This window comes from Pseudomonas sp. PS02303 (genome assembly GCF_029959925.1).
GTDB classification, from domain to species: Bacteria; Pseudomonadota; Gammaproteobacteria; order Pseudomonadales; family Pseudomonadaceae; genus Aquipseudomonas; species Aquipseudomonas mandelii.
The window spans coordinates 1-23,410 of record NZ_JASCOM010000083.1 but is presented as its reverse complement, the minus strand read 5'-3'; the positions used below and the strand labels follow the sequence as shown (position 1 = coordinate 23,410).

19 protein-coding genes are annotated in these 23,410 nt (G+C 58.5%); 2 read left to right on the top strand and 17 right to left on the bottom strand.

Going from position 1 to position 23,410, the window contains the following annotated elements; translation table 11 throughout:
• Positions 1-96 precede the first annotated feature (96 nt).
• The 17 genes from QMX98_RS18395 to rpsB form a co-directional block, all read right to left on the bottom strand.
• Positions 97-1,044 (bottom strand): acetyl-CoA carboxylase carboxyltransferase subunit alpha, encoded by a 948-nt coding sequence (locus QMX98_RS18395; RefSeq protein ID WP_010462799.1) that lies wholly within the window; start codon positions 1,042-1,044, stop codon positions 97-99.
• A gap of 139 nt (positions 1,045-1,183) precedes the next feature.
• Complete coding sequence (gene dnaE, locus QMX98_RS18390; RefSeq protein ID WP_010462801.1) at positions 1,184-4,705, bottom strand: DNA polymerase III subunit alpha; 3,522 nt, start codon at positions 4,703-4,705, stop codon at positions 1,184-1,186.
• 76 nt (positions 4,706-4,781) lie between these two features.
• Entirely contained in the window at positions 4,782-5,408 is a 627-nt protein-coding gene (rnhB, locus tag QMX98_RS18385) for a ribonuclease HII (RefSeq protein ID WP_010462803.1), read from the bottom strand.
• Positions 5,409-5,419: 11 nt separating this feature from the next.
• A complete protein-coding gene (gene lpxB / locus QMX98_RS18380) occupies positions 5,420-6,550 on the bottom strand; it encodes a lipid-A-disaccharide synthase (protein WP_145307565.1) in 1,131 nt (376 codons plus the stop codon).
• Between the two features lie 2 nt (positions 6,551-6,552).
• Positions 6,553-7,329 (bottom strand): acyl-ACP--UDP-N-acetylglucosamine O-acyltransferase, encoded by a 777-nt coding sequence (gene lpxA, locus QMX98_RS18375; RefSeq protein WP_010462807.1) that lies wholly within the window; start codon positions 7,327-7,329, stop codon positions 6,553-6,555.
• Entirely contained in the window at positions 7,326-7,766 is a 441-nt protein-coding gene (gene fabZ / locus QMX98_RS18370) for a 3-hydroxyacyl-ACP dehydratase FabZ (protein WP_008154051.1), read from the bottom strand. The genes lpxA and fabZ overlap by 4 nt, the downstream gene beginning before the upstream one ends.
• 108 nt (positions 7,767-7,874) lie before the next feature.
• Positions 7,875-8,930, bottom strand: coding sequence for a UDP-3-O-(3-hydroxymyristoyl)glucosamine N-acyltransferase (gene lpxD / locus QMX98_RS18365; protein ID WP_077748330.1), 1,056 nt, complete (start codon positions 8,928-8,930; stop codon positions 7,875-7,877).
• 3 nt (positions 8,931-8,933) lie between these two features.
• Positions 8,934-9,437 carry an OmpH family outer membrane protein gene (locus QMX98_RS18360; protein WP_010462812.1) on the bottom strand — a complete coding sequence of 168 codons (504 nt, stop codon included), beginning with the start codon at positions 9,435-9,437 and terminating at the stop codon, positions 8,934-8,936.
• Positions 9,438-9,482: 45 nt separating this feature from the next.
• On the bottom strand, positions 9,483-11,873 hold the full coding sequence (gene bamA / locus QMX98_RS18355) for an outer membrane protein assembly factor BamA (protein ID WP_010462814.1): 2,391 nt from the start codon (positions 11,871-11,873) through the stop codon (positions 9,483-9,485).
• A gap of 74 nt (positions 11,874-11,947) precedes the next feature.
• Positions 11,948-13,300 carry a sigma E protease regulator RseP gene (rseP, locus tag QMX98_RS18350; RefSeq protein ID WP_102595522.1) on the bottom strand — a complete coding sequence of 451 codons (1,353 nt, stop codon included), beginning with the start codon at positions 13,298-13,300 and terminating at the stop codon, positions 11,948-11,950.
• Positions 13,301-13,353: 53 nt separating this feature from the next.
• Positions 13,354-14,544, bottom strand: coding sequence for a 1-deoxy-D-xylulose-5-phosphate reductoisomerase (gene ispC / locus QMX98_RS18345; RefSeq protein WP_282411189.1), 1,191 nt, complete (start codon positions 14,542-14,544; stop codon positions 13,354-13,356).
• The gene (locus tag QMX98_RS18340; RefSeq protein ID WP_282411188.1) at positions 14,541-15,347 is read right to left on the bottom strand and encodes a phosphatidate cytidylyltransferase; all 807 of its coding nucleotides are present in this window, start codon (positions 15,345-15,347) and stop codon (positions 14,541-14,543) included. The genes ispC and QMX98_RS18340 overlap by 4 nt, the downstream gene beginning before the upstream one ends.
• Complete coding sequence (uppS, locus tag QMX98_RS18335; protein ID WP_010462822.1) at positions 15,347-16,102, bottom strand: polyprenyl diphosphate synthase; 756 nt, start codon at positions 16,100-16,102, stop codon at positions 15,347-15,349. The genes QMX98_RS18340 and uppS overlap by 1 nt, the downstream gene beginning before the upstream one ends.
• 13 nt (positions 16,103-16,115) lie before the next feature.
• Positions 16,116-16,673, bottom strand: coding sequence for a ribosome recycling factor (frr, locus tag QMX98_RS18330; protein WP_010462824.1), 558 nt, complete (start codon positions 16,671-16,673; stop codon positions 16,116-16,118).
• Positions 16,670-17,413, bottom strand: a complete 744-nt coding sequence (gene pyrH, locus QMX98_RS18325) for a UMP kinase (protein WP_003172271.1) — start codon at positions 17,411-17,413, stop codon at positions 16,670-16,672. Before pyrH ends, frr begins: the two co-directional genes overlap by 4 nt.
• A gap of 209 nt (positions 17,414-17,622) precedes the next feature.
• A complete protein-coding gene (tsf, locus tag QMX98_RS18320; protein WP_010462832.1) occupies positions 17,623-18,486 on the bottom strand; it encodes a translation elongation factor Ts in 864 nt (287 codons plus the stop codon).
• Between the two features lie 190 nt (positions 18,487-18,676).
• Positions 18,677-19,414 carry a 30S ribosomal protein S2 gene (rpsB, locus tag QMX98_RS18315; protein WP_007907989.1) on the bottom strand — a complete coding sequence of 246 codons (738 nt, stop codon included), beginning with the start codon at positions 19,412-19,414 and terminating at the stop codon, positions 18,677-18,679.
• Positions 19,415-19,787: 373 nt separating this feature from the next.
• On the opposite strand from rpsB, the gene map reads away from it, so the two are divergent.
• Entirely contained in the window at positions 19,788-20,570 is a 783-nt protein-coding gene (gene map, locus QMX98_RS18310; RefSeq protein ID WP_010462836.1) for a type I methionyl aminopeptidase, read from the top strand.
• 50 nt (positions 20,571-20,620) lie between these two features.
• Positions 20,621-23,323, top strand: a complete 2,703-nt coding sequence (locus tag QMX98_RS18305; protein WP_282411187.1) for a [protein-PII] uridylyltransferase — start codon at positions 20,621-20,623, stop codon at positions 23,321-23,323.
• The last annotated feature ends 87 nt before the right edge of the window (positions 23,324-23,410 follow it).

Below are 23,410 nucleotides of genomic sequence, written 5' to 3'. Positions count from 1 at the left end.
CTGCTCGCGATGGCGGCTTAACATTCAACTTATCTGTTGGCTGTTATACCGCTTTCGCGAGCAGGCTCGCTCCCACATGGGTGAAGCGCGGTCAGATCAGAGACCGTAGCTCATCAGACGCTCGTAACGACGGGCCAGCAGCGCCTCGTTATCGAACTTCTTCAGCATCGCCAGTTGCGAGCTCAGCTCGGCACGGATCGAAGCCGCCGCCGCTGCCGGATCGCGGTGAGCGCCGCCCAATGGCTCGCCGATCACTTTGTCGACGATGCCCAGGCCTTTCAGGCGCTCGGCGGTGATGCCCATGGCTTCAGCCGCGTCCGGCGCTTTCTCGGCGGTTTTCCACAGAATCGAGGCGCAACCTTCCGGCGAGATCACCGCGTAGGTCGAGTACTGAAGCATGTTCAGTTGATCGCAGACGCCGATCGCCAGCGCGCCACCCGAACCACCTTCACCGATCACGGTGGCGATGATTGGGGTTTTCAGGCGGGCCATGACGCGCAGGTTCCAGGCAATCGCCTCGCTCTGGTTACGCTCCTCAGCATCGATGCCAGGGTAAGCGCCCGGCGTGTCGATGAAGGTCAGGATCGGCATTTTGAAACGTTCGGCCATTTCCATCAGGCGGCACGCCTTGCGGTAGCCTTCCGGACGCGGCATACCGAAGTTGCGGCGGACTTTCTCGCGCACTTCACGGCCTTTCTGGTGGCCGATGATCATCACTGGCTGATCGTCCAGACGGGCAATGCCGCCGACGATCGCAGCGTCGTCGGAGAAGTGACGGTCGCCGTGCAGTTCGTCGAACTCGGTGAAGATGTGTTCGATGTAGTCCAGGGTATACGGACGTTTCGGGTGACGCGCGAGACGTGCGATCTGCCAGCTGGTCAGCTTGCCGAAGATGTCTTCGGTCAGCGTGCTGCTTTTGTCCTGCAGGCGGGAGATCTCATCGCCGATATTCAGCGAATTGTCGTTACCGACCAAGCGCAACTCTTCGATCTTGGCTTGCAGGTCGGCGATCGGCTGTTCGAAATCTAGAAAATTCGGGTTCATAGGCGTCCGTCTTGGGTCGACGTCCAAGAGAGCTTGGGCCGGCCGGTTGTCTATTCGCGCCCTACCTTAAGGGACAGGCGCGTTCAGGTCGAGATTAAAAATTCTGGTCGAGATCGGAGCCTACAGACAGCCCCGACCGTCAACGGTATTGGAGGAAGACGTTGTCTCGCCCGAACTGGTCACGCAGGGCTTGAATCAACGCATCCGCCGGATCGATCCGCCAGGTCTCGCCAAACTGCAGCAAGGCCTTCGCATCGGGGCTCGTGTACTCCATGGTGATCGGGCACGCGCCGCGATGACGCTTGAACAACTCACCCAGCCAGCGTAGCTGATCGCCCTTCAAATCCTTGGTCTGCAGCTTCAGGCGCAGGCTTTCGGCGAGGTTGGTGCGCGCATCTTCCATGCTCATCACCCGCTTGACCCGCAGACGCAGGCCACCGGAGAAGTCGTCGTTGCTGACTTCGCCTTCGACCACCACCATCGCATCGGTCTGCAACAGCGATTGCGCCGAGTGGAACGCTTCGGCAAACAGCGAAGCCTCGATCCGCCCGGAGCGATCGTCGAGGGTGATGAAACCCATCTTGTCGCCCTTTTTGTTCTTCATCACCCGCAAGGCGATGATCATGCCGGCGACGGTTTGCGTATCACGAGCCGGCTTCAGGTCGATGATGCGCTGACGGGCAAAACGGCGGATCTCGCCTTCGTACTCGTCAATCGGGTGACCGGTCAGGTACAGGCCGAGGGTGTCTTTCTCCCCTTTCAGGCGCTCCTTGAGGGTCAGCTCCTTGGCTTTGCGGTGATTGGCGTAGACGTCGGCGTCTTCTTCAACGAACAGACCACCAAACAGGTCGACATGACCGCTGTCATGGGTACGCGCGGTTTGTTCGGCCGCCTTGATCGCCCCTTCCATGGCGTTCAGCAAGACCGCCCGGTTACGGTCGATATTGGCCTGATAGGCTTTCTGCTCGTCATGGAAATAAGGCCCCAGACGATCCAGTGCACCGCTGCGGATCAAACCGTCCAGGGTGCGCTTGTTGATTCGCTTGAGGTCGACACGGGCACAGAAATCGAACAGGTCCTTGAACGGACCGTCCTGACGCGCCTCGGTAATCGCCTCGACCGGGCCTTCGCCCACCCCCTTGATCGCACCGAGGCCGTAAATAATCCGGCCTTCGTCATTCACCGTGAACTTGAACTCGGAAGTATTCACATCCGGCGCGTCGAGACGCAGCTTCATGGTGCGAATTTCTTCGATCAAGGTCACGACCTTGTCGGTGTTGTGCATATCCGCAGACAGTACCGCGGCCATGAACGGCGCCGGGTAGTGCGTTTTCAGCCAAGCGGTCTGGTATGAAACCAGGCCATAAGCGGCGGAGTGGGATTTGTTGAAGCCGTAACCGGCGAATTTTTCTACCAGGTCGAAAATGTTACCGGCCAGGTCGGCGTCGATATTGTTGGTCTTGCAACCGTCAATGAAACCGCCGCGCTGCTTAGCCATTTCTTCCGGCTTTTTCTTACCCATGGCCCGACGCAGCATGTCCGCGCCGCCAAGGGTGTAACCGGCCATGACCTGGGCAATCTGCATCACCTGTTCCTGATACAGGATGATGCCGTAAGTCGGTGCCAATACGGGCTTGAGGCCTTCGTACTGGTAGTCCGAGTGCGGGTACGCGAGTTCGGCGCGACCGTGCTTACGGTTGATAAAGTCGTCCACCATGCCCGATTGCAAAGGGCCCGGACGGAACAGGGCCACCAGTGCGATCAAGTCTTCCAGGCAGTCGGGCTTGAGCTTTTTGATCAGCTCTTTCATGCCGCGCGACTCAAGCTGGAACACCGCGGTGGTTTCAGCTTTTTGCAGCAGCTGGTAGGTCGGTTTGTCATCCAGCGGGATGAACGCGATATCCAGCGGCGGCTGATCGACCTTGGCGCGGTCGCGGTTGATGGTTTTCAGTGCCCAGTCGATGACCGTCAGGGTCCGCAGGCCCAGGAAGTCGAACTTCACCAGCCCGGCGGCTTCAACGTCGTCCTTGTCGAACTGGGTCACCAGACCGTCGCCGGCCTCATCGCAATAGATTGGCGAGAAGTCAGTCAGCTTGGTCGGCGCGATCACCACACCACCGGCGTGCTTGCCGACGTTACGCACAACGCCTTCAAGCTTGCGCGCCATTTCCCAGATTTCCGCGGCTTCTTCATCGACCTTGATGAAGTCGCGCAGGATTTCTTCCTGCTCGTAGGCTTTTTCCAGGGTCATGCCGACTTCGAACGGAATCATCTTCGACAGACGATCCGCCAGACCGTAGGACTTGCCCTGCACCCGCGCCACGTCTCGGACCACCGCCTTGGCGGCCATGGAACCGAAGGTGATGATCTGGCTCACCGCATTACGGCCGTATTTCTCGGCCACGTAGTCGATCACACGGTCACGACCGTCCATGCAGAAGTCGACGTCGAAGTCGGGCATGGAAACCCGTTCCGGGTTAAGGAAACGTTCGAACAGCAGGTCATATTCCAGCGGATCGAGGTCGGTGATCTTCTGCACATAGGCCACCAGCGACCCGGCACCCGACCCCCGGCCAGGCCCGACCGGCACGCCGTTGCTCTTGGCCCACTGGATGAAGTCCATCACGATCAGGAAGTAACCGGGGAAGCCCATCTGGATGATGATATCCAGTTCGAAATTCAACCGGTCGACGTAGACCTGACGCTTGGTTTCGTAGTCTTCGGTGGTGTCTCGGGGCAGCAGAACGCTGAGGCGCTCTTCCAAGCCATCGAACGAAACTTTGCGGAAATACTCGTCGATGGTCATGCCATCAGGGATCGGGAAGTTGGGCAGGAAGTGAGTGCCCAGCTTCACTTCAATGTTGCAGCGCTTGGCGATCTCGACGGTGTTGGCCAGCGCTTCGGGAATGTCGCTGAACAGCTCGGCCATTTCCTCGGCGCTTTTGAGGTATTGCTGATCGCTGTAATTCTTCGAACGCCGCGGATCGTCGAGGGCGCGGCCCTCACCGATGCAGACGCGGGTTTCGTGAGCGGCAAAGTCTTCCTGCTTGATGAAACGCACGTCGTTGGTGGCGACCAGCGGCGCACCGATCTTCTCGGCCAGCGCCACGGCGCCGTGCAACTGCTCTTCGTCGTTGGGGCGGTTGGTGCGCTGGATCTCCAGATAGAAACGATCCGGGAACACGGCCATCCATTCGCGCGCGAGGTTTTCCGCTTCTGCCGGATTGCCGCTGAGCATGGCCAGGCCGATCTCGCCCTCTTTGGCCGCCGACAGCATGATCAAGCCTTCGCTGGCTTCGGCCACCCACTCGCGCTCGATGATGACCGAGCCATTGCGCTGGCCGTCGATGAAGCCGCGGGAAATCAGTTCGGTGAGGTTGCGATAGCCGACAGCGTTCATCACCAGCAGGCTGATCCGGCTCAGGGCGTTGTCCGGATCCTTGTTCGACAACCACAGGTCGGCACCGCAGATCGGCTTGATGCCTGCGCCCATGGCGGCTTTATAGAATTTGACCAGGGAACACATGTTGTTCTGGTCGGTGACCGCGACGGCAGGCATGTTCATGCCGACCAGGGTCTTGACCAGCGGTTTGATCCGCACCAGACCGTCGACCAGGGAATATTCAGTGTGCAGGCGTAGATGAACGAATGAAGCCGGCATAGTGATCCTGTCTAGAAACGTGAAGACAACAAGGCCCGGATTGTACCGGGCCTTGAGTAAAACATCAGCCTCGCGACTAACTCTCGATCAGGTTTTCGCGAGCCTCGTAAGCCAGGCGCACCGGGGCGAAAGAACGACGGTGAATCGGCGTTGGCCCCAATCGGGCCAGAGCTTCCAGATGAACGGGGGTCGGGTAGCCTTTGTGGCCGCCGATCCCGTAACCCGGGTAAATCAGTTCGAAAGCGGCCATTTCACGGTCACGGCTGACCTTGGCCAGAATCGACGCCGCAGCGATAGCCGGCACCTTGCCGTCGCCCTGCACCACCGCTTCGGCGCGCATGGACAGTTTCGGGCAGCGGTTGCCGTCGATCATCGCCAGTTTCGGCTGGATGTGCAGCCCTTCGATCGCGCGCTGCATGGCCAACATGGTGGCATGCAGAATATTCAGCTCATCGATTTCTTCAACTTCGGCCCGGGCGATGCACCAGCTCAGGGCTTTTTCGCAAATTTCGTCGTAGAGCTTTTCGCGGCGGGCTTCGGTGAGTTTCTTCGAGTCGTTCAGACCAAGAATCGGCCGATTCGGATCGAGAATTACCGCAGCCGTGACCACGGCGCCGCAGAGCGGGCCGCGACCGACTTCGTCGACACCGGCAACCAGATCTTCCACTTCAGCGACCAAGGTGAAATCCAGCCCCATTTGCATGCTTGTTTTACTCATTGTACTGGGCCAATCAGTTTCAGCACGGCATCTGCCGCCTGGTTGGAGGCATCCAGACGCAAGGTCCGGTGGATTTCGTCGAAGCCACGGGTCTGTTCTTCGCCACCCTCGATCAACGGTGACAAGGTCTGGGCCAGGGCTTCGACCGTTGCGTCGTCTTGCAGCAACTCGGGCACCAAAAGGCGTTGGGCCAGCAAGTTCGGCAACGAGATGTAGGGGCTTTTCACCATGCGCTTGAGAATCCAGAACGTCAGCGGCGCCAGGCGATAAGCGACCACCATCGGCCGCTTGTACAACAGCGCTTCAAGGGTCGCCGTGCCGGAGGCAATCAACACGGCGTCGCAGGCGGCAAGGGCCAGATGGGATTTGCCATCGAGCAGGGTCAGCGGCAGATCGCGACCGGCCAGCAACTCTTCAAGCTGCGCGCGGCGTTCCGGGCTGGCGCAAGGCATGACGAACCGAACGCCGGGGCGCAAGGCCCGCAGGCGTTGGGCGGTATCGAGGAACAACGCACCGAGACGGCCGACTTCGCCGCCACGACTGCCCGGCATCAACGCAACCAGCGGTCCGTCCGGCAAGCCGAGTTCGGCCCGAGCGGCGGCGCGATCGGCTTCAAGCGGGATCGCATCAGCCAGGGAATGCCCGACAAACCGCACCGGCACGCCCTTTTCTTCGTAGAACTTCGCTTCGAATGGAAACAGCGTCAGCATCAGGTCGCAGCCTTCGCGAATCTTCAGCACCCGCTTCTGCCGCCACGCCCACACCGACGGGCTGACGTAATGCACGGTCTTGATCCCGGCCTGACGCAGCTTGAGTTCGATAGTTAGGTTGAAGTCCGGGGCATCGATGCCGATAAATGCGTCCGGCTTTTCGGCGATCAGGTGGGCGATCAGCTTTTTGCGACGAGCCATCAGTTCACGCAATCGACCCAGCACTTCCACCAGGCCCATGACCGAAAGACGTTCCATCGGGAAATACGAAGTCAGGCCTTCGGCCTGCATCAGCGGACCACCGACACCGATGAACTCCACTGCCGGATGCTGAGCCTTGAGTGCGCGCATGATGCCCGCGCCCAGAATGTCACCGGAAGCCTCACCCGCCACCAGCGCAATACGCAGATTAGCCATGATTAACGTGTGATGCCGCGGGTCGAAGACTGGATGGAATCACGGAACACCGCGACTTCCGGGAACTGGTCCGAAGGTTCGGCCAACTCGGTGAGTGCCTGCTCAACCGTCAGGCCTTGGCGGTAAACCACCTTATAGGCACGACGCAGGGCGTGGATCGCGTCTTCGCTGAAACCACGACGGCGCATGCCTTCGAAGTTCATGCTACGGGCTTCGGCCGGGTTGCCGAACACCGTGACGTAGGCTGGAACGTCCTTGCCAATGGCGGTACCCATGCCGGAAAAGCTGTGGGCGCCGATGTGGCAATACTGGTGAACCAGGGTAAAGCCGGACAGGATCGCCCAGTCTTCAACGTGCACATGGCCAGCCAACGCAGTGTTGTTGACGAGGATGCAGTGGTTACCGATGACACTGTCGTGGCCGATGTGGGCATAGGCCATGATCAGGTTGTGATCGCCCAGGGTCGTTTCCGAACGGTCCTGAACCGTGCCACGGTGAATCGTCACGCCTTCACGGATGATGTTGTGGTCACCGATGACCAGGCGGGTTTCTTCGCCTTTGTATTTCAGATCGGGCGTGTCCTCACCTACCGAGGAAAACTGGTAGATGCGGTTGTGCTTACCGATTCGGGTCGGGCCCTTGAGAATCACATGCGGCCCGATCACTGTCCCCTCGCCGATTTCCACACCTGCGCCGACGATCGACCATGGGCCGACCTCGACACCTTCAGCCAGAACGGCCGTCGGATCGATGATTGCGCGAGGGTCAATCAAACTCATAGTTTGCGTTCCGCGCAGATGATTTCAGCGGAGCAGACTGGCTTGCCATCGACCGAAGCCTGGCACTCGAACTTCCAGATCTGACGCTTGCAGCTGATGAAACGGGCTTCGAGGATCAATTGATCGCCTGGAGTGACGGGCTGGCGAAAACGCAGCTTGTCGGAGCCGACGAAGTAGTAGAGCGTGCCGTCGGCAGGCTTCACGTCGAGCATTTTGAAACCAAGGATACCGGCAGCCTGAGCCATCGCTTCGATGATCAGTACGCCCGGCATGATTGGATGCGCGGGGAAGTGACCATTGAAGAACGGTTCGTTGATGCTGACATTCTTGTAGGCGCGAATGCGCTTGCCTTCCACATCCAGATCCACGACCCGATCCACCAGCAGGAACGGGTAACGGTGAGGCAGGTATTCGCGAATCTCGTTGATGTCCATCATTTCGGGGGGAAGCCTATGTAAAGATTGGGAGCGCGCGACTGACGCGCACCCCTCTAGCAAATCAAGGAGGCAGTCTAGCGGCTGTGCACACTTGATATGGAAATGGTATCAGCCATCTGATGAAGCATTACCGTCAGGGGTCACGTCCCCTACACGCTTTTCCAGCTGTCGCAGACGTCGCGCGATGTCATCGAGCTGACGGATACGGGCCGCGCTTTTGCGCCATTCGGCGGCTGGTTGCATCGCCGTACCGGAAGAATAGGAACCCTTTTCGGTAATCGAATGGGTCACCATGGTCATCCCGGTGATAAAAACGTTGTCGCAAATTTCGATATGCCCCACCAGCCCAACGCCCCCGGCGAGCATGCAATGCTTGCCGATTTTGGTGCTGCCGGAGATCCCCACACACGCGGCCATGGCGGTGTGATCACCAACCTGTACGTTGTGGGCGATCTGAATCTGATTGTCGAGCTTCACACCGTTACCCAGTACGGTATCGGCCAGCGCACCGCGATCGATAGCGGTATTCACGCCAATCTCCACATCATCACCGACCAATACACCGCCGATCTGGGCGATTTTCTGCCAGACACCTTTCTCGTTGGCAAAGCCGAAGCCTTCGCCACCCAGCACGGCACCGGACTGAATCACTACCCGCTTGCCGATGCGCACGTCGTGGTACAGCGTGACCCGCGGGGCCAGCCAGCCGCCTTCGCCGATTTCGCTACGGGCACCGATGAAGCAATGCGCCCCCACGGTCACACCGGCAGCAATACGCGCGCCGCTTTCGATCACCGCAAAGGCACCGATGCTCGCAGCCGGATCAACCACTGCGTCCGCGGCCACTACCGCTGTCGGATGAATACCGGCCGGCGCCTTGGGCTTGGGATCGAACAGATGGGAAATACGCGCATAGGCCAGATACGGATCAGGCACCACCAGCGCATTACCGGCATAACCTTCAGCGTCAGCGGCCTTCAGCAACAGCGCTGCAGCCCGGCAGTCCGCCAGGTATTTTCGGTATTGGGGGTTTGCGAGAAAGCTCAACTGAGCTGGGCCAGCCTCTTGCAAAGTGGCTAGCCCAGTAATTTCTTTCTCCGGGTCGCCACGTAGCGTGGCGCCGAGGAACTCGGCCAACTGGCCGAGCTTTATAGTCGCTGTCATGGATTACTTCAGCTGATTCATGCGCTCGATAACCTGGCGAGTGATGTCGTACTGAGGTTTGACATCAATCACTGCGCCACGCTCGAAGACCAGGTCAAAAGCACCTTTCTTGATGACTTCTTCCACAGCGCTGTCCAGTTTCGGCTTGAGCTGCTTCAGCATTTCACGGTCGGCAACGGCTTTGGCTTCGTTCAGCTCCTTGGACTGGAACTGGAAGTCGCGGGCCTTTTGCTTGAACTCGAGCTCAAGGCGTTCACGCTCGCCTTGCTGCATCTTGTCGCCGCCAGCCATCAGACGGTCCTGGATGCCTTTGGCGCTGCTTTCCAGCGTCTTGAGCTTGGACAGTTGCGGACCAAACTTTTTCTCGGCGTCCACGGCGTATTTCTTGGCCGCGTCGGATTCCAGCAGGGCCATCTGATAGTTCAGAACGGCGATTTTCATGTCGGCAAAAGCCGGACCTGCTACCAGTACGGTCGCCAGGAGAACCAATTGAGTCAACTTACGCACGATGTACTCCTACAAAATCCATTGTCGTTATTTTGGGGCAGACGCTTAGAACGTCTGGCCGAGAGAGAATTGGAACACTTGAGTCTCAGCGTCATCCGGTTTCTTGATCGGCATGGCCAACGCGAAGCTCAGAGGACCCAGTGCGGTGACCCAGGTCACACCCACACCGACAGAGCTCGCAACGTTGCTCAAGCTGATGTCGTTGCACTCTGTTTGAGAGGTCGAACCGACATTGGCGTTTGTCGTTTTGTCGCACTTGGAATCGAATACGTTACCCACGTCCCAGAATACCGAAGTACGCAGGGAACGCTGATCCTTGACGAATGGCAACGGGAACAGCAACTCGACACCACCCTGGATCAGAACGTTACCACCGAACGGCAGCGGATCCTGGTCCGGGTCGGCGAGTGTACCGGCGTTACCCGTTACAGCCTGACCACGGCTAGGTGTACTGCGCGGCCCCAGGGTACTGTCCTTAAAGCCACGAACCGAGTTGAAACCACCAGCATAGTAGTTTTCATAGAACGGCAAGCCGTCGGTCGAACCGTAACCGTCGCCGTAGCCCAGTTCGGTGTGAAGACGAACGGTGTAGTTTTCGGTGATTGGCTGGAACAGCTGACCACGGTAATCCAGTTTAAAGAACGACAGGTCGCTACCCGGCGTCGTGGTTTCCAGAGTCAGACTCTGGGAATGGCCACGGGTCGCCAGCACACCTTTGTTCAAAGTCGACTCGGACCACCCGGCCGACGCTTTGAAGTTCAGGTAGCTGTCGCCTTCACGGTTAACGAAGTCGAAAATCTCGTCAACGGTGTACTGACCGGTCTTGATCTTGTCCTGTTGCGCGCTCAGGCCAAAGGTCAGTCGCGACGTCTCGCTGATCGGGTAGCCGACGTTGACGCCAGCACCCAGGCTGTCTACGGCATAGCTGGCTACGTCGACATCAAGGTCTTTGTAGTCAGTGGTGCGATAGAAAGCGTTGTAGCCCAGGCTCACGCCATCTGCAGTCCAGTACGGGTCGACATAACCGAAGTTATAACGGCTCTGGTATTCACTGCGGGTCAAACCGATGCTGACCTTGTTACCGGTACCCAGGAAGTTGTTCTGGGTGATCGAACCACCGAGGATCAGACCGGCGCTCTGAGCGAAACCGACGCTGGCGGTAATGGAACCGGAAGCCTGTTCTTCAACGCTGTAGTTCACGTCAACCTGGTCGTCGACACCCGGTACAGCCGGGGTTTCGACGTTGACTTCTTTAAAGAAGCCCAGACGCTCAAGACGGGTCTTGGATTGGTCGATCAGGTAGGTCGAAGCCCAGCCGCCCTCCATCTGACGCATTTCACGGCGTAACACTTCGTCTTCGGACTTGGTATTGCCACGGAAGTTGATGCGGTTGACGTAAGCACGCTTGCCCGGATCGACGGCAAAAGTGATGTCGACCGTGTGGTCTTCATCGTTCGGCTGAGGCACGCCGCTGACGTTGGCGAAGGTGTAACCCTCGTTACCCAGGCGACGTGTGATCAGCTCGGACGTGGTGGTCATCAGCTTGCGCGAGAATACCTGGCCTTTCTGAACCAGCAGCAGGGACTTGACCTGGTCCTCAGGGACTTTCAGGTCGCCGCTCAGCTTGACGTCACGAACGGTGTACTTCTCGCCTTCGTTGACGTTGACGGTGATGTAGACGTGTTTCTTGTCTGGAGTAATGGACACCTGGGTCGAAGCGATATCCATGTTGATATAGCCACGGTCCAGGTAGTAGGAGCGCAGACGCTCCAGGTCACCGGACAGTTTTTCACGGGCGTACTTGTCATCGTTCTTGAAGAACGACAGCCAGTTGGTAGTCTTCAATTCAAACAGGTCGATCAGGTCTTCGTCAGGGAAGACCGTGTTACCCACCACGTTGATGTGCTGGATTGCCGCAACGGTGCCTTCGTTGATGTTGACCTTCAGGCCGACGCGGTTACGCGGCTGCGGCACCACTTCGGTGTCGACGGTGGCGGAGTAGCGACCCTGGGCGACATATTGGCGCTGCAGTTCGTTACGCACACCTTCGAGGGTGGCACGCTGGAAGATCTCGCCTTCGGCCAGACCGGATTGTTTGAGTCCCTTCATCAGGTCTTCAGTAGAGATCGCCTTGTTACCTTCGATCTCGATACTGGCGACTGACGGGCGCTCGACTACCGTGATGACAAGGACGTTGCCATCGCGGCCCAGCTGGATATCTTGAAAGAACCCGGTTTTGAACAGCGCACGAGTGGATTCCACCAGGCGACGATCATCCGCCTGTTCACCGACGTTTAACGGCAAAGCACCAAAGACGCTACCCGCGGAGACCCGCTGGAGGCCATTGACGCGAATATCAGAGATAGTGAAGGACTCGGCGTGAACTTCGGCGATCATCAATACGGTGAGAACCGCAGTTAGCAGCAGACGTTTCATGAAGTCCTTTCTTATTCCAACTGGCAATAAACAAACTGCCGCAAAATGCGGCAGATTCGCAATTCAGCGAAGTGTTACAGACGGCCCAAATCATTGACCAGAGCAAGCAACATCACCCCGACCACCAAACTGATACCGATCTGTATCCCCCAACCCTGCACCCGATCCGACAAGGGACGACCACGCGCCCACTCGATCAGATAAAACAACAAATGTCCCCCATCCAGTACAGGAATGGGCAACAAATTCAGAACCCCCAGGCTAATACTCAGATAAGCAAGGAAATTCAGGAAATCAGCGACACCCGACTGGGCAGAAGCGCCCGCCACTTTAGCAATGGTTATCGGTCCACTCAAGTTTTTTACCGAGAGCTCGCCGAACAACATTTTCTTTAGCGAATCGAGGGTCAGCACGCTCATGGTCCAGGTGCGTCGTGCACCCTCGCCAATTGCGGCCACAGGGCCATAACTGACCTCGCGAATCATCTCTGGTGGCCAATCAACCGCTTTCACCCCCGCGCCCAGATAACCGGTGGGCGCCTTGCTTTCGCCGCGAGCGGCCAAGGTCACAGGGACGTCGATTTGAGCACCATCACGCTCAACGCGCAGCATGATTTTGGTATCCGGATGCATACGGACCGTGTCGACCACCTGCTGCCAGTCATCAAGTGACTTGCCATCAAGGGCCAACAGCCGATCACCGGTCTTCAGGCCCGCTGCCTGTGCCGGCCCTTTCGAATCAAGTTCAGCCAGGACGGGCGGCAACGCCGGACGCCAAGGGCGAATACCCAGCGAACGAATCGGATCCGGTTCGTCAGCCCCCTTGAGCCATTTATCCAGCATCAGCTCACGGGGTGAATCCGCCGTGGAGCCCTGCTCACGCACCAGCAATTGAATAGAACCGCTCTCGCCAAGACGACGGATCAGCTGCAGATTCACTGCGGCCCAGCCAGAAGTTGGCTCGCCATCGATGGCAATAATTTCCTGACCAGCACCCAGACCGGCCTTGGCGGCGATACTGCCGGACTCGACCGCACCGATGACCGGCCGCACCTGCTCGCTGCCGAGCATGGCCAATACCCAGAAAAAAACCATTGCCAATAAAAAGTTGGCGATCGGTCCGGCAGCCACGATAGCAATGCGCTGGCGGACCGATTTGCGATTGAAGGATTGATCGAGCTGATCGGCTGGCACATCACCTTCGCGCTCGTCGAGCATCTTCACGTAGCCGCCCAACGGAATGGCAGCCACCACGAACTCGGTGCCTTTCTTGTCGTGCCAGCGCAGCAGCGGCATGCCGAAGCCTACGGAGAAACGCAGCACTTTGACCCCACAGCGACGTGCGACCCAGAAATGGCCAAACTCGTGGAAGGTGACCAGCACGCCCAGTGCAACCAGGGTGCCGACAATCATATAGAGCGCGCTCATCTACTTTCTCCGCAATCCTGTCCAATGCCGCATGGGTCAACGTATTGCGGCACTTACCGCCCGTGACGACTCAACCATTGTTCGGCGAGTACCCGCGCTTTCGCGTCGGCGATAAACACCGCCTCGAGATCATCCACCGCAACGACCGGCTCAAGGTTTAACACTTCCTCGATGATACTCGCGATTTCCGGGTAGCGAACCCGCTCGTCGAGAAACGCCGCGACAGCCACTTCATTCGCCGCATTGAGCATGGCCGGCGCGCTATTGCCGGCTTCGGCAGCCTGACGCGCAAGGCGCAGGCAAGGGAAACGCTCTTCATCGGGCGCCTGGAAGTCCAGTCGCGCGATGGCAAACAGATCCAGTGGCGCCACACCAGAATCGATGCGCTCTGGCCAGGCCAGGGCGTTGGCGATCGGCGTGCGCATGTCAGGATTGCCCAACTGGGCCAGTACCGAGCCATCGATATAGTCGACCAGCGAATGAATCACGCTCTGAGGATGAATCACCACTTCGACCTGGGATGGCTTGGCGTCGAACAGCCAGCAGGCCTCGATCAACTCGAGCCCTTTGTTCATCATGCTGGCCGAATCAACCGAAATCTTACGCCCCATGGACCAGTTCGGATGAGCGCACGCTTGCTCAGGGGAAACATGCACCAGTTCGGCCATCGGTGTCTGTCGGAACGGACCACCAGAAGCAGTCAGCAGAATCCGACGCACGCCCACCGCGCCAAGTCCGCGGGCGAAATCCTGTGGCATGCATTGAAAAATCGCGTTGTGCTCGCTATCGATCGGCAGCAGCACTGAACCGCTTTTGCGCACGGCCTGCATGAACAGCGCACCCGACATGACCAGCGCTTCTTTGTTGGCCAGCAGAATCTTCTTGCCCGCCTCGACTGCCGCCAGGGTCGGACGCAAGCCCGCCGCGCCGACGATGGCCGCCATGACCGCATCGACCTCAGGGTCGGAAGCCACCTGACACAGCCCCTCCTCCCCAACCAGCACGCGGGTCGAGAGGCCTGCGGCGCGCAAGTCGACCTGCAAGGCTCGGGCTGCGCCCGCTTCCGGCACGACGGCAAACTGCGGCGTATGACGTACGCACAAAGCCAGCAGCTCATTCAGGCGAGTAAAACCGCTCAAGGCGAACACCTGATAACGCTCGGGATGGCGAGCGATCACGTCCAGGGTGCTCAGACCGATAGAACCGGTCGCCCCCAGAACGGTAATTTGTTGTGGGCGGCTCACGGTGCAGCCATCCACAACAACACGGCAAAGACCGGGATCGCGGCCGTCAGGCTGTCGATGCGATCCAGCACCCCGCCGTGGCCCGGCAGCAAGTTACTGCTGTCCTTGATCCCCGATTGACGCTTGAACATGCTCTCGGTGAGGTCGCCCACGACCGAGATGAAAACGATCACTGCCGCACCGATCAGGCCCATCAGCATTTGCACGAAACTCCAGTCGCGCACAAAACCAACGATCGCCGTGATCACCAGACTCAACAGCAAGCCGCCGTACACACCTTCCCAGCTCTTGCCAGGACTGACCTGCGGCGCCAGCTTGCGCTTGCCAAAGGCCCGGCCGGAAAAATACGCGCCGATATCGGCACCCCAGACCAGGACCATCACCGCCATGATCAACCAGTTACCCAAAGGTTGCTGCTTGATCTGGACCAGACCCTGCCACGCCGGCAGCAGGATCAGCAAACCGATCACCAGCTTGCAGGCGGCGCTGGACCAGTGCTCGCTGGAACGCGGGTATGTCAGCACCAGATACGTCGCCACAGCCCACCAGAGCACCGAAGCGCCCAATACCCAGGGCGCGAGCCCCGGCAGGATGTGCATGACAAATAACATCAAGGCGACCACAACCGCGTAGGCCACGCGAATCGGCTGGGCGTTGAAGCCTGCCAGGCGAGCCCATTCCCACGCGCCGAGGGTCACGACCAGCCCGATGAACAGCGCAAAGCCTGTGCCTTCGAGCAGGAAAAACCCGCACAAAGCGATCGGCAGCAGGATCAGCGCGGTGATGATTCGTTGTTTGAGCATTAAACCCGGGCTCCAGCCTCGACCTGCTCGCTCGTTTTACCGAAGCGACGCTGGCGAGAAGCGAAATCGGCCAGCGCGTTACGCATGGCGTCGTGTTTGAAGTCCGGCCAGAACAGGTCGGAGAAGTACAACTCGGCATAAGCCAGTTGCCAGAGCAGGAAGTTACTGATGCGGTGCTCGCCACCGGTGCGGATGCACAAGTCTGGCAACGGCAGATCGCCGGTGGCCAGACAGGTCTGCAACAGCTCCGGAGTGATGTCCTCCGGACGCAGGTGCCCGGCCTGAACCTCCCGCGCCAGACGCTGCGCGGCTTGCGCGATGTCCCATTGGCCGCCGTAGTTGGCGGCAATCTGCAGGACAAAGCGGTTGGCACCAGCAGTCATCGCCTCGGCTTCACGCATGGCCACTTGAAGCTCGGGATGAAAGCGCGAACGATCACCGATGATGCGCAGACTGATGTTGTTGTCATTGAGGCGCTTGGCCTCGCGACGCAACGCCTTGAAGAACAGATCCATCAAGGCACTGACTTCATCGGCCGGGCGCTGCCAGTTCTCACTGGAGAAGGCGAACAGGGTCAATACCTCGACCCCGGCCTCGGCACACACCTCAATCACTGCGCGAACTGCATCCACGCCCGCTTTATGCCCGGCGACACCCGGCATAAAGCGTTTTTTCGCCCAGCGATTATTACCATCCATGATGATCGCGACATGGCGCGGCACCGCGGACGGCGCAGTCTGCTTAGTCTTTTCCATGAAAACGCGACCCTTATACGGCCATCAGGTCTTTTTCTTTCTGTGCCAGATGTGCGTCGATTTCAGCCACATACTTCTTGGTCAAATCGTCGATCTCGCCAGTGGCGCGACGCTCTTCGTCTTCGCTGATTTCTTTTTCCTTGACCAGATCCTTCAGCGAGCTGTTGGCATCGCGACGGATGTTGCGCACGGCAACACGGGCATCTTCAGCGACGTCACGAGCCTGCTTGGTGAAGCCCTTGCGGGTTTCTTCAGTCAGGGCCGGCATGGAGATCAGCAACAACTCGCCCAGGTTGGTCGGGTTGAGGTTCAGACCCGCACTACCGATGGCCTTGTCGACGGCACCCAGCATGTTGCGCTCAAAGGCCACGACTTGCAGGGTACGGGCGTCTTTGACGGTGATGTTCGCCACCTGCTTGATCGGGGTGTCGGAACCGTAATACGGCACCATCACGCCTTCAAGAATGCTTGGGTGCGCCTGGCCGGTACGAATACGGCCGAAGTTGTGCAGCAGCGATTCCACGGATTTTTTCATGCGCTCTTGAGCGTCTTTCTTGATTTCATTGATCATTGTTGGCCTTCCTCGATCAGGGTCCCTTCAGCGCCGCCATGCACGATGTTCAGCAGGGCGCCGGGCTTGTTCATGTTAAAGACGCGCAACGGCATCTTGTGGTCGCGGCACAGGCAAATGGCCGTCAAATCCATCACGCCCAGCTTGCGATCCAGCACTTCATCGTAAGTCAGATGATCGAACTTCTCGGCATGCGGGTCTTTGAATGGGTCAGCGGTGTAGACGCCATCGACCTTGGTCGCCTTGAGCACGACATCGGCGTCGATTTCGATTGCTCGCAAGCAGGCTGCCGAATCCGTAGTGAAGAACGGATTCCCGGTACCGGCGGCGAAAATCACCACTTCCTTGGCGTTCAGGTGACGCATGGCTTTGCGACGATCGTAGTGATCAGTCACGCCTACCATGGAAATGGCCGACATCACGATGGCCGAGATATTGGCACGTTCCAGCGCATCGCGCATGGCCAAGGCGTTCATCACAGTGGCCAGCATGCCCATGTGGTCGCCCGTTACCCGATCCATGCCGGCCGCGCTCAGCGCTGCACCGCGGAACAGGTTGCCACCGCCGATCACCAGACCGACCTGAACACCGATGCCGACCAGTTGGCCGACTTCAAGCGCCATGCGATCCAGAACTTTCGGATCGATCCCGAACTCTTCCGAGCCCATCAGGGCCTCGCCGCTAAGCTTGAGTAGAATGCGTTTATAGCGAGCCTGATAACCACTGCCCTGCTGAGCCATTGCGAATCTCTCCTGCGGCGTATTTTTAAAAATTCTTTGCGAGCTGTTTACAGCTGGCGTTCACTCTAGCTTGGCGCTACTTCAGCGCCATCGGAACATGGCTTTGTAAGCCAGTTCCAAAGGGAAACCAATAAAAATTGGTGCCCCATCTGAAAAGAGGCTGCGCGCGTAAGCGGGCAGCCTCTTCAGGGCGACAGTTAAAAACCGTCTTATTGCTTGGCGGCAGCCAGCTGGGCAGCAACTTCTTCAGCGAAGTTGTCGACCGGCTTCTCGATGCCTTCGCCTACTTTGAAGTAGGTGAAAGAAACGATTTCAGCACCGGCTTTCTTGGCCAGTTCGCCGACCTTGATTTCAGGGTTCTTGACGAACGCCTGCTCAACCAGGCTCGCTTCAGCCAGGAACTTGCTGATACGGCCTTTGACCATGTTTTCAACGATGTTTTCTGGCTTGCCAGCGATCTTGTCAGCGTTGAGAGTCAGGAAAACGCCTTTTTCGCGCTCGACCGCTTCAGCGGAAACTTCCGATGGCAGCAGGAATTCAGGGTTGGTGGCCGCTACGTGCATGGCGATGTCTTTGGCCAGCTCAACGGTGCCGCCTTTGAGAACAACCGCAACACCGATCTTGTTGCCGTGCAGGTAACCACCAACAACATCACCTTCAACGCGAGCCAGGCGACGGATGTTGACGTTTTCGCCAACCTTGCCGACCAGAACCAGGCGATCGGCTTCTTGAGCTTCGATCAGCGGAGCGACATCAGTCAGCTTGTCAGCGAACGCTTTTTCAACGCTGGAAGCAACAAATGCCTTGAAGTCGTCTTGCAGGGCCAGGAAGTCAGTCTGCGAGTTAACTTCCAACAGAACGGCGGTTTTACCGTCTTCTTTAAGAGCGATAGCGCCTTCAGCAGCTACGTTGCCTGCTTTCTTGGCAGCCTTGATGGCGCCGGAAGCACGCATGTCATCAATGGCTTTTTCGATGTCGCCGCCGGCCTTGGTCAAGGCCTTTTTGCAATCCATCATGCCTTCGCCGGTACGCTCACGCAGTTCTTTAACCAACGCTGCAGTAATCTCTGCCATTTCAAAATCCTCTTGGATAGGTTTTCAACCATTCCACCCGATCAAACGGGCGATCAATTCTTCCCGACCCCATTTGTTAGCGGCTGCACGTTACAAAGGCTGTAGCTGCGCTGCCCACAAACGGTTTTCGAGGTGGCAAAAAGGGGGCCAAGCCCCCTTTTTGCTTACTGAGTCAACGCCAGGGCGTCAATTACTCAGCTGCAGCCGCCGGAGCTTCTTCAACGAACTGCTCGGTGCCGCCAGCAACGTGGTTGCGACCGCGGATGACTGCGTCAGCCATCGAACCCATGTACAACTGGATAGCGCGGATTGCGTCATCGTTGCCTGGGATGATGTAGTCAACGCCTTCCGGGCTGCTGTTGGTATCGACTACGCCGATAACCGGGATGCCCAGCTTGTTGGCTTCGGTGATCGCGATGCGCTCGTGATCAACGTCGATAACGAACAGAGCGTCTGGCAGACCGCCCATGTCCTTGATACCACCCAGGGAACGATCGAGCTTCTCAAGATCGCGAGTGCGCATCAGCGCTTCTTTCTTGGTCAGCTTGGCGAAAGTACCGTCTTCGGCTTGCACTTCAAGGTCACGCAGACGCTTGATGGAAGCACGGATGGTTTTGAAGTTGGTCAGCATGCCGCCCAACCAGCGGTGATCGACGTACGGCGAACCGCAACGTGCTGCTTCTTCAGCAACGATCTTGCCAGCGGAACGCTTGGTGCCGACGAACAGGATCTTGTTTTTGCCCTGGGCCAGACGCTCTACGAAAGTCAGAGCTTCGTTGAACATTGGCAGGGTTTTTTCAAGGTTGATAATGTGAATCTTGTTACGCGCGCCGAAAATGTACTTACCCATTTTCGGGTTCCAGTAACGGGTCTGGTGACCGAAGTGCACACCGGCCTTCAGCATATCGCGCATGTTGACTTGGGACATGATAGTTCCTTAATAAGTCGGGTTTGGCCTCCACGTATCCCAATGACCAACCAGCAGCATCAGCTGAAGGCACCCAGGTCATCGTGTCGACACGTGTGTGGATTTAAGCCTTTCGGGGTATCCCCGGAAAGCGGCGCATTTTATATCACAGGGATGCAAAAAACGGAACCCGGATTCTCAATTCCTGATGCGTGACTTCAACCGCGCACTTGGAATCGCCCAAGAATGCGCCAATCTATAGAGAGAAGCGATGCACAGAGGCTCAGATTTGCGCTGATCGTCTGTTAGAATTGCGTTTTTCAGGGCCGCGAAGATCGAACGCGCAATGCCCATTTCGTTTTAGCAAGCGCCATTGAGCGCAGAGAGAGCCTGTATGACCGTCACCCTCAAAACCCCCGAGGACATCGCAAAGATGCGTGTCGCCGGCAAACTGGCCGCCGATGTGCTGGAAATGATTGCCGAACATGTCAAGCCGGGGATCACCACCGAAGAGCTGGACCGCATCTGCCACGACTACATCGTCAACGAGCAGAAAGCCATCCCTGCCCCGCTCAACTACAAAGGCTACCCGAAGTCGATCTGCACCTCGATCAACCACGTGGTCTGCCACGGCATCCCGAACGAGAAGCCGCTGAAGGATGGCGACACCCTGAACATCGACGTCACCGTCATCAAGGACGGTTTCCACGGCGACACCAGCCGCATGTTCCACGTCGGCAGCGTGCCGGTCTGGGCCGAGCGCCTGTCGCAAGTGACTCAGGAATGCATGTACAAGGCCATCGAGATCGTCAAACCCGGCTGCCGCCTGGGCGACATCGGTGAAATCATCCAGAAACACGCTGAAAAGAACGGTTTCTCGGTGGTTCGCGAGTTTTGCGGCCATGGCATCGGCAAGGTGTTTCACGAAGAGCCGCAAATCCTGCATTACGGCCGCGCTGGCACCGGCATGGAGCTGAAAGCGGGCATGACCTTCACCATCGAGCCGATGATTAACCAGGGCAAGGCTGACACCAAGGTATTGGGCGACGGCTGGACCGCGATCACCAAGGACCGCAAGTTGTCGGCCCAGTGGGAGCACACCCTGCTGGTGACCGAGACCGGTTACGAGATCTTCACCTTGCGCGCCGATGACACCATCCCGCGCGTTTCGGCCTGATCCGAACCCAGGCAGCTCCCAGCCTTATAGATAGATAGGAAAGCCAATCGATGCCGCAGGTGGATCCCGAACTCTTCGACCGCGGCCAGTTCCAGGCTGAACTGGCCCTGAAGGCAAGCCCGATCGCGGCCTTCAAGAAGGCGATCCGCCAGGCCCGCGAGGTGCTCGACGAGCGCTTTCGCAGCGGCCGGGACATTCGCCGGCTGATCGAGGATCGCGCCTGGTTCGTCGATAACATCCTGCAAAAGGCCTGGGAGCAGTTCAACTGGAGCGAAGACGCCGACATCGCGCTGGTCGCGGTCGGTGGCTACGGTCGCGGTGAGTTGCACCCTTATTCCGACATCGACCTGCTGATCCTGCTGGACAGCGCCGATCACGAAGTTTTCCGCGATTCCATCGAGCGTTTTCTGACGCTGTTGTGGGACATCGGCCTGGAAGTCGGCCAGAGCGTTCGCTCGGTGGACGAATGCGCCATTGAAGCCCGCGCCGACCTGACGGTGGTCACCAACCTGATGGAAAGCCGCACCATCTGCGGTCCCGAGCGCTTGCGCCAGCGCATGCTTGACGTCACCAGCACCGCGCACATGTGGCCGAGCAAGGAGTTCTTCCTGGCCAAGCGTGCCGAGCAAAAGGCCCGTCACCACAAATACAACGACACCGAATACAACCTGGAACCCAACGTCAAAGGTTCGCCCGGCGGCCTGCGGGACATTCAGACGATTCTGTGGGTGGCCCGTCGCGAATACGGCACCCTGAACCTGCGAGCACTGGCCGGCGAAGGCTTTCTGGTCGAAAGCGAAAACGCCCTGCTCGCCTCGTCCCAGGAGTTTTTGTGGAAGGTCCGGTACGCGCTGCACATGCTCGCCGGTCGTTCCGAAGACCGCTTGCTGTTCGACCACCAGCGCTCGATTGCCGGGCTACTGGGTTTCGAGGGCGATGACGCCAAGCAAGCCATCGAAAACTTCATGCAGCAGTATTACCGGGTGGTCATGAGCATCGCCCAGCTCAGCGACCTGATCATTCAGCACTTCGAAGAAGTCATCCTCGCCCCGGAAGACGAAGCGCCGCCGCAGCCGATCAACTCGCGGTTCCAGCTACACGATGGCTATATCGAAGCGCGCAACGACAACGTGTTCCGTCGCACGCCGTTCGCCATGCTCGAGATCTTCGTGCTGATGGCCCAGCAACCGGAAATCAAAGGCGTGCGCGCCGACACCATTCGTCTGCTGCGCGAGCACCGTCACCTGATCGACGACGATTTCCGCAACGACATTCGCAACACCAGCCTGTTCATCGAGCTGTTCAAGTGCAAGATCGGTATCCACCGCAACCTGCGCCGGATGAACCGCTACGGCATCCTCGGGCGTTACCTGCCGGAGTTCGGCTTCATTGTCGGGCAGATGCAACACGACCTCTTTCATATCTATACGGTCGACGCCCACACCCTGAATCTGATCAAGCACCTGCGCAAGTTGCAGTACACCCAGGTATCGGAAAAATTCCCGCTGGCCAGCAAGCTCATGGCCAAGCTGCCCAAACCCGAGCTGATTTACCTGGCAGGCCTGTACCACGACATCGGCAAAGGCCGGCATGGCGACCACTCGGAAATCGGCGCGGTGGATGCCGAAGCCTTTTGCCAGCGCCACCAATTGCCGGTATGGGACACTCGCCTGATCGTCTGGCTGGTGCAGAACCACCTGGTGATGTCGACCACCGCCCAGCGCAAGGACTTGTCCGACCCGCAGGTGATCCACGATTTCGCCCAGGCCGTCGGTGACGAAACCCGTCTCGACTACCTGTACGTATTGACCGTTGCCGACATCAACGCCACCAACCCGACCCTGTGGAACTCATGGCGCGCCAGCCTCTTGCGCCAGCTCTACACCGAGACCAAGCGCGCCTTGCGACGCGGCCTGGAAAACCCGGTGGACCGCGAAATGCAGATCCGCCAGACTCAGAGCGCCGCCCTGGACATCCTGGTGCGCGGCGGTACCGACCCGGACGATGTCGAACAGCTGTGGTCGCAACTGGGCGATGACTACTTCCTGCGTCACACCGCCGGCGACGTCGCCTGGCACAGTGACGCGATCCTCCAGCAACCGGCCGATGGCGGGCCGCTGGTGCTGATCAAGGAAACCACCCAGCGTGAATTCGAGGGGGGTACGCAGATCTTCATCTACGCACCTGACCAGCATGACTTCTTCGCCGTGACCGTGGCCGCGATGGACCAGCTCAACCTGAACATTCACGACGCCCGGGTCATCACCTCCAGCAGCCAGTTCACCCTCGACACCTATATCGTGCTCGACACTGACGGCGACTCGATCGGTGATAACCCGGCGCGGGTCAAACAGATCCGCGAGGGTCTGACCGAAGCCCTGCGCAACCCGGACGACTACCCGACCATCATCCAGCGCCGCGTGCCGCGTCAGCTCAAGCATTTCGCGTTTGCACCACAGGTGACGATCCACAACGACGCTCAGCGTCCGGTGACGGTGCTGGAACTCAGTGCTCCGGACCGCCCGGGTCTGCTGGCGCGGATCGGCACGATCTTCCTCGAGTTCGACCTGTCGCTGCAGAACGCCAAGATTGCGACCTTGGGCGAACGCGTGGAAGACGTGTTCTTTATCACCGACGCGAACAACCAGCCATTGTCCGACCCGCTGCTGTGTACCCGCTTGCAAGATGCGATCGTTGAACAGCTGACCGTCAGTAACGAACCCGATATCAAATTGTCACGCATCAGTATCTGAACTCACAATTTTCCCCTGTGGGAGCGAGCCTGCTCGCGATAGCGGAGGGTCAGTCAACATCATCGTTTCTGACACACCGCCTTCGCG